The organism is Bacillus spizizenii TU-B-10 (assembly GCF_000227465.1).
Taxonomy (GTDB): domain Bacteria; phylum Bacillota; class Bacilli; order Bacillales; family Bacillaceae; genus Bacillus; species Bacillus spizizenii.
This window is the reverse complement of the sequence record NC_016047.1, coordinates 1,257,951-1,270,878: the sequence shown is the minus strand read 5'-3', so window position 1 is coordinate 1,270,878 and position 12,928 is coordinate 1,257,951. Positions and strand designations below refer to the sequence as shown.

Annotated in this window: 14 protein-coding genes; 8 read left to right on the top strand and 6 right to left on the bottom strand. The window is 46.5% G+C overall.

What is annotated here, in order from left to right; translation table 11 throughout:
• Positions 1-10: 10 nt before the first annotated feature.
• The 3 genes from wprA to GYO_RS28225 all read right to left on the bottom strand — a co-directional run bounded on the left by wprA (position 11) and on the right by GYO_RS28225 (position 4,237).
• Positions 11-2,695, bottom strand: coding sequence for a cell wall-associated protease WprA (gene wprA / locus GYO_RS28235; RefSeq protein ID WP_014113314.1), 2,685 nt, complete (start codon positions 2,693-2,695; stop codon positions 11-13).
• A gap of 166 nt (positions 2,696-2,861) precedes the next feature.
• Positions 2,862-3,218, bottom strand: coding sequence for a YisL family protein (locus tag GYO_RS28230; RefSeq protein WP_014113313.1), 357 nt, complete (start codon positions 3,216-3,218; stop codon positions 2,862-2,864).
• Positions 3,219-3,331: 113 nt separating this feature from the next.
• A complete protein-coding gene (locus tag GYO_RS28225) occupies positions 3,332-4,237 on the bottom strand; it encodes a fumarylacetoacetate hydrolase family protein (protein ID WP_014113312.1) in 906 nt (301 codons plus the stop codon).
• A gap of 154 nt (positions 4,238-4,391) precedes the next feature.
• Between GYO_RS28225 and GYO_RS28220 the strand changes: the two genes are divergently transcribed.
• From GYO_RS28220 to GYO_RS28180, 8 genes are all read left to right on the top strand, one after another.
• Positions 4,392-5,315, top strand: a complete 924-nt coding sequence (locus GYO_RS28220) for a CotH kinase family protein (RefSeq protein ID WP_014113310.1) — start codon at positions 4,392-4,394, stop codon at positions 5,313-5,315.
• A 143-nt stretch (positions 5,316-5,458) separates the two neighbouring features.
• Positions 5,459-5,632 carry an aspartyl-phosphate phosphatase Spo0E family protein gene (locus GYO_RS28215; RefSeq protein ID WP_014113309.1) on the top strand — a complete coding sequence of 58 codons (174 nt, stop codon included), beginning with the start codon at positions 5,459-5,461 and terminating at the stop codon, positions 5,630-5,632.
• Positions 5,633-6,039: 407 nt separating this feature from the next.
• Positions 6,040-6,261 carry a spore germination protein gene (locus tag GYO_RS28205; RefSeq protein WP_003239409.1) on the top strand — a complete coding sequence of 74 codons (222 nt, stop codon included), beginning with the start codon at positions 6,040-6,042 and terminating at the stop codon, positions 6,259-6,261.
• 13 nt (positions 6,262-6,274) lie between these two features.
• Positions 6,275-6,508 (top strand): spore germination protein GerPB, encoded by a 234-nt coding sequence (locus GYO_RS28200; protein WP_003224438.1) that lies wholly within the window; start codon positions 6,275-6,277, stop codon positions 6,506-6,508.
• Between the two features lie 22 nt (positions 6,509-6,530).
• Positions 6,531-7,148, top strand: coding sequence for a spore germination protein GerPC (locus tag GYO_RS28195; RefSeq protein ID WP_014113308.1), 618 nt, complete (start codon positions 6,531-6,533; stop codon positions 7,146-7,148).
• Positions 7,145-7,321, top strand: coding sequence for a spore germination protein GerPD (gene gerPD / locus GYO_RS28190; RefSeq protein WP_014113307.1), 177 nt, complete (start codon positions 7,145-7,147; stop codon positions 7,319-7,321). Before GYO_RS28195 ends, gerPD begins: the two co-directional genes overlap by 4 nt.
• On the top strand, positions 7,321-7,722 hold the full coding sequence (locus tag GYO_RS28185; protein WP_041520914.1) for a spore germination protein GerPE: 402 nt from the start codon (positions 7,321-7,323) through the stop codon (positions 7,720-7,722). Before gerPD ends, GYO_RS28185 begins: the two co-directional genes overlap by 1 nt.
• A gap of 31 nt (positions 7,723-7,753) precedes the next feature.
• Positions 7,754-7,972 carry a spore germination protein gene (locus GYO_RS28180; RefSeq protein ID WP_010333667.1) on the top strand — a complete coding sequence of 73 codons (219 nt, stop codon included), beginning with the start codon at positions 7,754-7,756 and terminating at the stop codon, positions 7,970-7,972.
• Positions 7,973-8,008: 36 nt separating this feature from the next.
• On the opposite strand, the gene hlpB is transcribed toward GYO_RS28180, so the two are convergent.
• Genes hlpB through sbcD form a run of 3 tightly spaced genes read right to left on the bottom strand, consistent with a single transcriptional unit; the run spans position 8,009 to position 12,889 of the window.
• Positions 8,009-8,311: an HNH nuclease-like protein HlpB gene (gene hlpB / locus GYO_RS28175; RefSeq protein ID WP_014113305.1), complete on the bottom strand. Its 303-nt coding sequence runs from the start codon at positions 8,309-8,311 to the stop codon at positions 8,009-8,011.
• A 13-nt stretch (positions 8,312-8,324) separates the two neighbouring features.
• On the bottom strand, positions 8,325-11,717 hold the full coding sequence (gene sbcC / locus GYO_RS28170) for an exonuclease subunit SbcC (RefSeq protein WP_014113304.1): 3,393 nt from the start codon (positions 11,715-11,717) through the stop codon (positions 8,325-8,327).
• A complete protein-coding gene (gene sbcD / locus GYO_RS28165; RefSeq protein WP_014113303.1) occupies positions 11,714-12,889 on the bottom strand; it encodes an exonuclease subunit SbcD in 1,176 nt (391 codons plus the stop codon). Before sbcD ends, sbcC begins: the two co-directional genes overlap by 4 nt.
• Positions 12,890-12,928 lie beyond the last annotated feature (39 nt).

Sequence of the window (12,928 nt, the reverse complement as noted above, 5' to 3'; positions counted from 1 at the left end):
CGCTTTTAGATTACTTTTCAACAACAACTTTTACATCCTTGCTTTCTTTTTTGTCTGTGTCAGCAGCCGTGACGTACAGTACCGTTCCGGCTTTTTGTTTTTTGATTTTCACCGTGAACGTTCCTTTCGCGTCAGCTTTGGCAGAAGCAATGACTTTCTTTGATTTGTTTTTCACTCTGATCATTGCCTTGCTGTTCGCCTTTCCTTTCACTGCCGTATCCTTCGTTTTCACTGCATTTACTTTCGGTGTGCCGGAAGGTTTCCCTTTGACGACGACAACTTTATACGATGTTTTTGCATCGCCTTTTGTCGCTTTCACATACAGTACTTGATCTTGTTTTTGAGTCGGGATATTGACCTTGAACGCACCGTCTTTTCCGGCTTTGGCGCTGCCGAGTTTTTTCTTGCCGTTCATGACCTCGATAAGCGTGCCTTCCTTCGCGCTTCCTCTGACGGCTGTTTGTGTGCTTTCAAGCTTGTTGACTTTGAGCTGTATATCAACTGCGCTGACAGCCTTCATGACATTCAGCCGCCCGTAGCCAGAGTGCCAGTCTACTCCAGGCGTCTTTGGAATGTCAATCGGATCGCCATTATCGTCATACATTTCTTCTTCCTCGCCATCCACGCTTTCAAAGGAAATATCATCTGCCGTCTTTTTCAAAATATCCTCTGCCTCTGTTCTTTTCAGCTTAGGGTTTTGAGCGAACAGCAATCCTGCAGCAGCGGCAGCATATGGCGTCGCCATAGATGTTCCGCTCATGTACGTGACATTTCCGTTCGGCACTAAGCTCGGGATATCAGACCCTGGAGCAGAGATATCCAGACCTTTTCCATAGTTAGAGAAATCAGCAGTCATATCCATGCGGTTCGTTGCCCCGACTGACATCACATATTTAGAAGAAGCAGGATAAGATAAAGAATTGGCTCCATCATTCCCGCTGGCTGCGGCAACCAAGACATTTTTGTCAGCTGCGTATTTCAAAGCAAATTCAAGTACGCGGCTGTAGCCTCCGCCCAAACTTAAATTAATTACCTTGGCTCCTTTGTCAGCAGCATATTTGATGCCGAGGGCAATTTGTTCAGTATCTCCGTAGCCTGTGGAATCAAGCACTTTTACCGGGATAATTTTCGCTTTGGCATTCAATCCAGTCATAGAATAACCGTTATCGCTTTGAGCTGCAATAATGCCTGCGACGTGTGTCCCATGCCCCTGATCATCCATTGCGTTGTTATTCCGTCCCACAAAATTACGCCCGAGATCGGTTCTTACTTTTCCTTTTAAATCAGCAAGCGTGCTGTCCACACCTGTGTCTACTACCGCAATCAATGTATCGTTCAGCTTGCGTTTAGACAGCAATGTGCTGGCAGGCTCGTATTTCACATCGGCATTTTTGACACCGCCATTTTCACCGTTGTTTTTAAGCGGCCATTGGTAAGGGTATTGAATATCGTTCGAAAGGCTTTTGTATTCCTGCACAGGTTCCGCAAACTCTACGTTAGACATCTTGGATAATGTCGCAGCAGCACTTTTGACCCGTTTTGCGCTTGCCGTATATGTGCCGTTCTGTTTCTCGTCTTTCGGAAGCTCAAATGAATAAAGATTGTCAAACAGTTTCTTTGCCTTTTTCACATTGGAAATGTCTTTTTTCGATTGCGCACTTGCAGAAAAGCCCTTCATTTCATTATGTACGGATGAGAGGCTTTTATTGTTCTTCACCTTGAAAATGACCTTTGTTGTCTGAACTTCACTTTTTGCCGCAATACTGTTTTCTGTTAAAATAGCTCCTGCTGTTTTGCCTTGCAGCTGCTTGATATTGAATCGTTCCGCCTGTTTCTTTATCTCCTCTTTAAGGAAAGACGGGACTGATTGTAAAGCTGTATCATACAGCCGGTTGATTGCTTTTTGATCTTTTTCAGTTATCTTATATGAAGAAGACGCACCGGTTTCTGACACATCATCAAACAACGGCTTTAATGTCACAAGATCTTGATAGATTTCATTTCTCGCAGTTTTATTGAGTGCGAGCTTTGCCACGATAAACGGTGCCGCTTTGTAGTAAAGGCTAGTCAGCTCTTTGCCTTCTGCTGTTTGGCTCAGCTGCTCATCACGAATCGCTCTCAGCTTGTCTAGGATGCTTTTTCCCGATTTTTTCTGATCGACACTCATTTCCACCGGACAAGCTTCTTCCTGTTCTAAATCTGACGGCTGCTTATTCGTGCCTTTATACCCAATCGAATACTTGGCTTCCGCAGCTGCTTCGGCCGTTCCGCCGTCCTCTGGTTCTTCTTCTCCGAGGTATTCAACTTTTACATAGTAAGGGCCGCTCCACGCGTATGGAAAAATGATTTCGCTTTTTCCATCCTCCGCCGTATAAGAACGGTACATCTCAAACGTTTCATCTTTAAGCGCTTTTTCCATACTTGGATATACAGATACATTCAGTACTGAATCACTCTTTACGGTCAAGGCCATATGTGAGTTTTTCTGAATATCCGCTTTTCCCGGAGTCACTTTGTACCATTTCACCTGTTCCGGTTCCTTCATGGTGCCTGTCTGTTCTTTGCCGTTTTCCAGAGCCGCCGCCTGATCGATCGCTCCAGCCGCTGCCGCTTTGGTTCCCGGAGAAAAAAGGCTGAAGATCAGTGCAAAAATGAGCACTGCCGCCACAAACGAGCTGAATTTTCTGCGTTTCATGATATCCCTCCTGTAAAATAATGAATCTTCTTGAAGGTATCATAATTTCATAGGACGAGATACCGCTTATAGGGAATTTTAAGGTTATTTTAAATGATTTGGAATATAAGGGAGGAAATACCTAAAAACCCGACTCCATCTTAGGGCCGGGTTCATGCTCTTTCTATTAAAACAATTGAAAACCGATTGGCAAATGCAGACCGAGCAGCACTGTCAGCACGAGGACAATGATGAAGCCGATCCATAGGCCTCCGGTTGACTTTTCTTTTTTCTTGCGGATGAGAAGCATTTCCATCAGGCCGATGGTGATAATGCCAAGAATCATTTTGCCGGCGTATTCTCCGTTCCAGTTGGCGAAACGGACAAACAGCTCAGCTCCTGTCAAAATAATAAGGATATAGAATAACCGCAGAATCATATGAGTGATTTTTGCGCCTTTCGCACTTCTTGACGAATACAGCGAGTAGCTGACGAAAAGCAGAATCAGCGCTACCACCCATGTCGTAATATGTAGGTGTGTCATACAGGTTCCCCCTATCAGATAAATTACCCCACTTATAGTACCATGAACTTGTCCTCTGCCACAAAGATGAGTCTCAGAAAAAACGGGCGGGTTCGAGTCCGCCCCTGTTTGATTCAGCCGATTTGGTTTGACAGCGTTCCGATCGGGTCAATCGTAATGTCGATTTTGTCACCTGGCCGCAAGAATTTTGGCGGCTTAAATCCCTTTCCGACTCCAGACGGCGTACCGGTGGCAATGATGTCTCCCGCTTCAAGCGTCATCCCCTTTGAGAGGGTTTCAATTAATTCCGGAATGGAAAAGATCATATCGCTCGTCGAACCGGATTGGCGCAGCTCGCCGTTGACTCTTGTTTCAACCTTGAGGCGCTCAGGCTCCTGAATCGATGATTTATGTACAAGCACGGGTCCCATCGGACATGTCGTATCCAGGCTTTTTCCGATAAAAAACTGCTTATGCTTTTTTTGCAGATCACGCGCCGTGATATCATTCACAATCGTATATCCGAAAATATGGTCATAGGCATCTTCTTTTGAAATGCGAGTGCCGCTTTTTCCGATGACGACAGCAAGCTCTCCTTCATAATCAAGCTGAGAGGTGACCTCTTCATGGCTGTTAACGATATCACCATGCCCTGTAACCGTTACCGGCGATTTTGTAAATACCATCGGATGCTCCGGAATGTCAGCTTCGCTTCCCATTTCAATCGCGTGGTCCCTGTAGTTTTTGCCGATGCAGATGATATTTTTTGACGGCTTAGGAATGGGTGCATGAAGCTTCACCTCAGATAATGAATACATAAATGATCCCAGCTCATCATTCGGTTTCTTTGCCCACTCGGCCAGCTGCCTTGCATGTGCAACAAATTTATCCCCTTCTGCGATACATTCAATCAGCGATCCCGGAATCGTCTCAAGTTCAAACAGTTTTTTTTCAGCCTTTTGCAAGTCCATAATTTTCTCATCATCAATGATCAGGCCGACAAACATTCGGTTGTAAAGTTCCCCTGTCGCAAATTTCATGTTATTCCTCCATCATCTTTTAAATCAGAATGCTCCTTCATGTATTCTCTGTCGAATGCTGAAATCCCTTTTTCTCATATCCGTTTTCATTTCGTTTCAGGACGGGCTTGCTGCACATATCATACAAATGTCGTTTTGAGGAGGAGGAAAGAATATGGAGAGCGTACATTTATTTTTTCATCGGCAGCAGCTGAATCGTAAAGGTACTGCCAAAGGGCTTCTGGTGACAAACCGATCAGTTTCTCCCATTCTTCTCACACAGCGTGACAAGGCGGAAAAGGTATCCTATGAAATCAGCTGGGAAAAGTCTCTGTTTGGTGAAAGCACACTTTTTTTGAATGCGGAACAGGATGATCCGTCCCTGATGCGTCGCAGGCTCGCTTATTGTTTTTTTAACCAGATCGGCGTCCCTGCTCCCGCTGCCTCGTACAGCTTTCTGACCATCAATGGCGAGCCAGAAGGGATTTATTTGAGCATCAAGAACCATCAGCTAGCCGATAGAACAAGTTATCGAATGAAGACAGCCGATCCGAGGGTTCCGCTGTCCGTTTTTAAACATGAATCTTCCCCGTTCTTACACGAATTTCTGACGCTGATCCGCACAGCTGAAGATGACGAATTGGCTGAACGCATTAAAATGTATCTGGATGTCAAACTGTTTTTTTTGTGGCTGATCGGCAGCGCCTGCACGAATCAAGGCTTTTATTACACATTTTGTTTAAACGAATCCGGCCGGCTTCACGTTTCTCCGATAGAGACCAGACCGCTTGCCGCACGCGGAAGATCTGACGAAGACCCTCTGCTGACAAAAGGTCGGACGCTTTCGTCAAGGCTTCTTGCCATTCCCGCCTTCCGGTCTCAATATCACACGTTAATGAAAAACGTGCTGAACCGGTCGTTTACCATTGAACGATTGTCTCCTTTCATCAGCGAATGGCATCTTGACATTTGTCAAAAAGCTTATGATGATCCTTTCATAAAAAAAAGCCCCTTGCAATTCGAAAAGGAGCAGACAAACATACTTAGAGAAATTGAGGAGCGGCAGGACTTTTTGCAAGTACACTTAGCAAGACTATAGTCCTTTCTTCCATTAAAAAGGCCGCAGCAAAAATTGTCGCTTTTTTAGTCAAATTGACGAAAGGCAACCTTTTCAGTAAAAATGGGTTATACTAACGATATCCTGTGTTTATCAAAATAAATTCTAGAATTGGAGATAGTGTAATGAACAGCAAAATTGAAGAAATGAGAGTCACACTAATTGAAACAGCACAAAAATACGGCATGAATTCCAAGGAAACGATTCAATGCAGCCAAAAGCTGGATAGCCTGCTGAACACCCGAATTAAAGAAGAGGGGATAGCCCGAAAACTCCCGTATGTAAATCATTATCTATAACAATTTGAATACACCACATGTAACTCCGCTTTTTGCTCAGCACTTCTGGGATATACCTTGGGGCGAGAATATGCCGCCCAAAAATCGGATTCCGCAGCACGACATACTCCAAAAAGCATTTCTTCACGCAAAAACACCAAAAGAGACTGAAACAAAAATCACGCAGGCGGATAGCGGCACCCATCGCCGCATTTCCGCTCAATTGATACAATACCCGCTTTTGAAATGTTTAAACATAACGGCCGAAAAATGTGATCGCTTACATTCAAAGCCGATATGCCCCATTTTAAATTTCTCTCACACATATGTGCGTTTGTCATAAGCTATCGTGAATAGCCCAATTAAAATTAAATTCTATTTTTACTTTACCTGCCTTTTTTCAATTTTTCAACAAAGGATGTGCTCGTATGCCGGCCATTGTCGGAGCGTTTAAAATTAATGCGATTGGTACGAGCGGAGTCATTCACATCGGGGACTGTATTACGATTTCTCCTCAGGCCGAGGTCAGAACGTTTGCCGGTGCGGGCAGTTTTAATACCGGTGACAGCCTCAAGGTGATGAATTACAAAAACGCGACGAATGTGTATGACAACGATGCAGTTGATCAGCCGATCGTAGGGAATGCATAAAGGAGTGTGCTTCATGAACTTTTATATTAATCAAACCATTCAAATTAACTATCTCCGGCTGGAATCAATCAGCAACTCCTCTATTCTGCAAATCGGAAGCGCCGGGTCCATTAAATCGCTTTCTAACCTGTACAATACAGGCAGCTATGTAGAAGCGGCTCCCGAGGTTTCCGCTCAGGGGCAGCCAGTCGAATTACAGGAGCCCGATACAGGTTCATTGGTTCCGCTCCAGCCTCCTGGCCGTTAATCATATGAAAGAGGTGAAAGACATGTATGATCAATCTGTTTCCTCTTACTTGCAAAACTTGAATTCCTTCGTTCAGCAGCAGGCGCTTCATATTCAGCAGCTCGAACGTCAGCTGAAAGAGATTCAAACTGAAATGAATACGATGAAACAGCGGCCGGCCACTACCATTGAGCGGGTGGAGTATAAATTTGATCAGCTGAAAATCGAAAGGCTTGACGGGACTTTGAATATCGGCTTAAATCCGACAGACCCGAACAGCCTCCAAAATTTTGAAGTCAGCCAAACAGCACCTGAAATTGGGATGATGCAGCAGGAAGAGAGTGCCCAGCTCATGCAGCAGATCCGCCAGAATGTCGACATGTACTTAACCGAGGAAATCCCAGATGTTTTGGAGCAGCTTGAAAACCAATATAACAGCAGGCTTGACGATACAAACAAGCATCATGTCATTGAAGACATCAGAAAACAAATGGACAGCCGAATTCACTATTATATGTCCCATATCAAAAAAGAAGAACATACACCGCCTAAACAATATGCGGAACATATCGCTGAGCATGTGAAGCGTGACGTGATCCGTGCTGTAGAACATTTCCTGGAACATATTCCATCCGAAATGAAAGGAGATGAGCAAGCATGATCTTTACAGTCATCAACCGCAACCTGGAAGTCGGGGATATCCGGATGAATGGTGTATCCAGCTCCTCTGTTTTCCACATCGGAGACACTGAATCCATCTATCTGTCTTCTATTTTCGATACACCGCCAGAATCTCTTATTATCGGGCCGTTTGCTCCGCTGCCGTCAGAATAATGCTTAAGCGTATATCCCGCATTAGACTGCTTAAAATTAACTCCCTTGGAATAGCAAGTGTGTTTCAAGTCGGCGACACAAACGAAATCGATATGAGTGTAAAAGTATTTGCTGTTCAGCGCTCACTGTCCACGTTTTACAATAATGAAGGCTCATTTAACAGAAAGGAATACCAGATCTTTCAGCAGCAGGCAGTGAAGCCGATTCCCGAAACAGGTGTACAAAGCGCATTTTGCCACGAGGTGCCGGTTATTCATGTTCGCAGCATCAAAATTCAAGGGGTCTCCTCCTCTTCTGTTTTTCATGTGGGGGCGGCCTCGCTTGTTCGCGGCGATGCGAGAATCAAACATATCAGGCAGATTCAGTCTCCGCGCTCACAATCGCCAGACAAGAGCATATAATAAACAGAGACTTCGATAAAGGGTGTCGTTTATGCCAGCAATTGTCGGGCCTATAGCTATCAATTCCATATCGGGCGGAGTCGTAAACTTTGGTGATTCCTTTTACCTTTCTCCGAAAAGCTCTTCAAAATCTGCGCTCGGTTCGGGAGCAGGAAACACGGGAGATTTCCTTCTATTAAACAACGCAGTCAACGCGACAAATTATATAGACCCCGATGTCAGCGATCAGGATATGGTTGGAAACGGATAAAAGCAGCCGCTCTGCAAAGAGAGGGCTGCTTTTTAGTCATCTTTTCTTTTTTCGTTCATTTGATTTCTTTGTTTTGATCAGCTTCTCAGACGGCTGTTTTCTGATCCATTTGACAAACCGGGCAAGCTGCGGATCGCTTCGGAGTTCATCTATTCCGTTTAAGCGAACGGCAAGCTCTTGATTGGTATATAAGGCATGAATCTGTTTATGGCAAGGAATACAGAGCATCGCTGTCGGCAGAAACGTTCCGCCTTCCTCTTTCGGTGTGAGATGGTGCTCTGTCAGCTGGACATCGCTCCGGCCGCACAGCTCACATATTCCGGCAATCCGCTTTGCCATATCCGCTCCTCCCTTACATCAACTCAAGTGATACCCGTGTTCCACGGCCGCTCGGTTCAGCCGGATGGACGATCAGCTTTTTCGGAAGCCGTGCCCGCAGTTCCTGCACATGGCTGATGACACCAACAGACAGATTGTCTGACTGCAGTTTTTCCAAGGCTGTCACAACCGTATCAAGCAGATCTTGATCCAAGGTGCCGAACCCTTCATCTAAGAAAAAGAACTGGAGCGGGTATTCTCCGCGAAGCTGGATCTGCGCAGACAGCGCAAGAGCCAGAGAAAGCGAGGTGAGGAAGGTCTCTCCCCCAGATAAGCTAGATACCGGGCGTTTGACGCCTCCATTCGCGTCATCCCGCATCACGAATCCGCCTTCTGAATCCACTTCGATGGCATAGCGCTGTCTCGTCAGCATGCCGAGTCTTGCTGATGCGTCCCGCGCAACGCTTTCAAGCTGCTCCTCAGCTAAAAATTCAACAAAGGTATTGCCTTTAAACACAGCTTGCAGCTTGTCCAGCCTGTCGATATGCGTCTGCCATTTCTTCAATTCAGCTTCAATTTCGTTAAATCGTTTATGATGGTCGCGAATGACGGCCAGCGCTTTCGCTGCTGCGCCTTTTTCCTCTATAGCAGCGCCAAATGCGTCCTCAGCTTCTTGTAATGCCGTAACGGTTTCGCTCCATTCGCTCTCGGATAAGGCTCTGCCGGCAAGTATCTCTGCAACTCGTTCTAAGTTTGCAGCATTTTGCTTCAGTTTATCCATAAACTGATCTATGTCCGCTTTCATCTTGTCAAGTTCATCGGCTGGGATGAGACTTCGCTCCACCTCTTCAGTCCGGGTAAAACGGGTGCTTTTCGCATGCTCAAGCCAAGCAGCTTCCGCTTTTTCAAATCTGTCCTTCGCTTCTTTAAGAGTGAGCTCGCTTGCTGAAGCGCGGCTTTTCGCCTGATTGAGCATCGTTTGGGCGCTTTGCAGTTCTTCATACAGAGATTGCTCTTTTTCCTTTAACAGCTTTAGATCCTGCTGGACAGAGCGGAGTTTGATTTGGATCGAATCTCCTCTAGCGTAATCTCCTAGCTCGTGCTCATAATCAGCTATCAAGCTCTTGATGCGTTCAGCCGCATAATGAAGCTCCAGCTTTTCCCGTTCAAGCTGGTGTCCCGATTCCCGCAGCTTTTCCTTTTGTGCTTCATGCTCAGCAAGAAACGCGATGCTCTTCTCAATCCGTTTTTCGCATTCTTCTGCAGCCCGATCCTTTTCTTCTATGGCTCGTTGCCATTTTTCCGCTTCATTCACAGACTGATCCTGAAACGCTTCTTTAAACATGTTCAGGCGGCTGTCCATCGAGGACTGAAGCTCGGCGATGATGCTTTCAATCCGGTCAGCCTCTCTTTTTTCAAAACCGATTTTTTCATTAAGCTGATCGGCCTTTTTCAAAGACTCCTGATAGGCGCTGATCATTTGTGCCATTCGTGTTTTAACAGAAAGAATATCCTGTTTGACTCGTTTCCATTCAATTGTGGCAGTATCGAACGCCTCATGCACCGGCTGATTCTCGTAAGAAGCTGCCGCTTCAAGGTTCGGTACTTGAATCGTTTGCAAAAACGGACACTGTTCAATAAAGCGCGCGGACTGTTCTTCAAGCGTGATTTTGGCTGAAAGAATCTCCTGGCTGAGAGCTACCGCTTCCGTCAATAACACATCCGTTTGTTTGATGTTCTCTTCAAGATTGCTGTCGAGCTCATATGTTTCATGTACTGAGGCAGACGGATCATGATGGATTGAACCGCAGACCGGACAGGGCTTTCCGGCGGTCAGCTTTTCGGCTAACTCTTTTGTGAGCAGGGCCACTCTTGCTTTTTCACGCTGCGAGTGAAGCGTTTGCTGTCTCTTTTTAGCCTGCTCAGTCATACGTGTTAATGAACGTTCTGTCTCACACACCATATGGTACACGGTTTGTACAGCCTCATATGCCTGTATGATGTTGCTTTTTTCGGCTTCCATCTTTTGAACGAGTGTACTCTTCTCCTCATTCATCTTTTGAAGCACGAGGTTCAATGCGTCACTTCGTTTTTTCTCTTTCGTGATTTGCTCTTCAGTCTGTCTGATGCGCAATGCCATTTCTGCGGCCTGCTGGCAGCTTTTTCGCTCATCTGATGTCACCTGCAGGGATTTGAGCTGCTGCTTCAATTCCGTCTGTCTGTTTTGCCCTCGTGTGAGACGGTCTGTTACAGTCTCCAATTCATTCATGACAGATTGAAGGGCCTCTTCTTTCTGCTGGAGTTCAGCTTTTTTGCGCTCTTCCTCTTGCTTGGCCTCACTCAGTTTGATTTCGATCTCCTGCAAACGGGAAAGCTGTTCCTGCTCAGTTAAAAGTTCAGGCTCTTTCTCGCTTTTATGCTGGCGCCACTCTTCATACTCTTCATGTTTTTGATGAAAGAAAGCGGTCCGGTCTGCTAAATCCTTTTGAGCAAGCGTTTGTTCCTTTTCAGCTTTTTCCTCATGCTGGATCGCCTCTGCGTACCGGTCCGCATAGGGCTTCAGAGCGGCGGCTGTTTCGGCTTCCAGCAGACGCTTTTGCATGCTGTCTACTTGCGGCTGTTCTTCTTCGAGACGTTTTTTCTCGTCTTCGTAAGCGGATTTTTCCTTTTGGACATTCCAAATCTCCTGATACTCCGTAAACCGCGCTTTTGCCTGATCACGATTCTTTCTCATCGCTTCCAGCCGTGCTTCTGCTTGTTCGAGAGCCTTTTCCGCCTGCTCAACCGCTTCTGAACTCGCCTCACCGAGACCGGACTGTTCAGCAAGCATTTCATTTTTTCTCGCATTGGCTTCCTGTGCCTGCCGTCTCAGCTTTTTCACAAGCCGGTCTCCATACTGCTCCAAATTAAATAAACGCTGAAGCATATGCCTGCGCTCCGCCCCTTTTAAAGACAGAAATTCAGCAAATTTTCCTTGCGGCAGGACCACCGCTCTCGTAAAGTCGTCGATTGTCAGCCCCAAGAGTTCCTCTACTCTTTTATTGACTTCGCTGGCTTTATCCGCCAGCACCGTATGCTCGTCCCTGATTTCGATAAAGCGGCAAAGTGCCGTTTTCACCTTCATTTCATCCGTTCTCTTAAAAACGCGCTCGACTTTGTAAGAGATTTGATGATTTGTCTGAAGCGCAAAGGTAAAGGAAACAGACAGCGTATCTTCCGCATGGTTTAAAATCCCGTGCGTATTATTCGCTGCCCGCTCCACCTTTCCGTATAAAGCAAGCGTCATTGCGTCGAGGATAGAGGATTTACCGCTTCCTGTCGGGCCGAAAATGCCGAAAACACCGGCACCGGAAAGACCTTCAAAATCTATCGTCTGCTCCTCTCTAAAGCTGTGGAGCCCCTTAATGCTTAAGGCGATCGGCTTCATTTCGCATCCTCCTCTTCAACGCCTGATGCAAGCTCTAAAAACAGCTTCACCATTTCTTCATCCGGCACCGCGCCGCCAGTTTGTTTTTCATAAAATTTCTTAAAGCGGTCTTCGATCGACACATGCTTTACCTCGATCCGTTCCCGGTCTTTGTTCTGTTCTTCGAAAACCGGCCTGATATGGATAAAGCCCGGGTGCGCCTTTCGCAGCCTGTGAATTTCTTCAAGTGACAGCTGGTCCGAGACACGGATTTCAAGGTCAATCCAAGCATTCTGATCCCTGCCTTCATCCAGCCAGCTGTACACCTCGCTTAAGCCATTTGCGGCTTTCCACTTCACAAGTGGCTTGCCGCTTGATAATAACACCTCACGCCAAGAGGCCTCTTCCCCCGGTTTTGCGTCCACGATCGTCACTGATTTGGCATAGCCCGCTTCAGAAAAGCTGTAAGCGAGCGGAGAGCCTGAATAACGCGCAAGCGTCCGCGCCCGCTTGATCGTTTGCGGACGATGCAAATGGCCGAGCGCAACATAAGCGGCATCCGCCGGCAGGCTTTCAGCAGCCACCGTATAAGCGCCGCCGACTTCAATCGGCCGCTCTGAATCCGTTTGGTTGCCGCCTGCCACATAAATATGGCTGGCGGCAACCTTCACTGCATCCTTGCAGAACCGGCTTGTCATATGCTCAAACGCCTGCCTGATTTTCACGTCATAATGATCACGGAGCAGCTTTTCATCAAATGTATCGGAAAGCACTTCATTTAACCGCGCTTCAGATGGGTACGCCAGCGCTCCGACAGCCAAAAGCTCCCCTGCTGAAGGCACTTCAATATGCAGCGGTTCTGTCGTCGGATAGCCAATTAAATAAATGCCGTTTTCATGTGTCAGCGGTGAAGCGGCGGACAAACGGTCAGGATTATCATGGTTTCCGGCAATGACAACAATCGGGCGCTTTCCTCTGTCGCTAAGCGCAGACAAGCTTTCATAAAACAGCTGCTCGGCTAAAGCCGGCGGGTTCACGGTGTCAAACGCGTCCCCTGCCATTACAATGGCATCGATCTGCTCTTCCTTTACAATCGTATTCAATTCATCAAGCACATCTGCCTGTTCACTCAGCCTGCTTCTTCCTTCTAGCGTTTTTCCAAGATGCCAGTCAGCCGTATGTAAAATCCGCAAATGCTTTCACCTCACTTTTGTATAGAAAACGAGATCCGC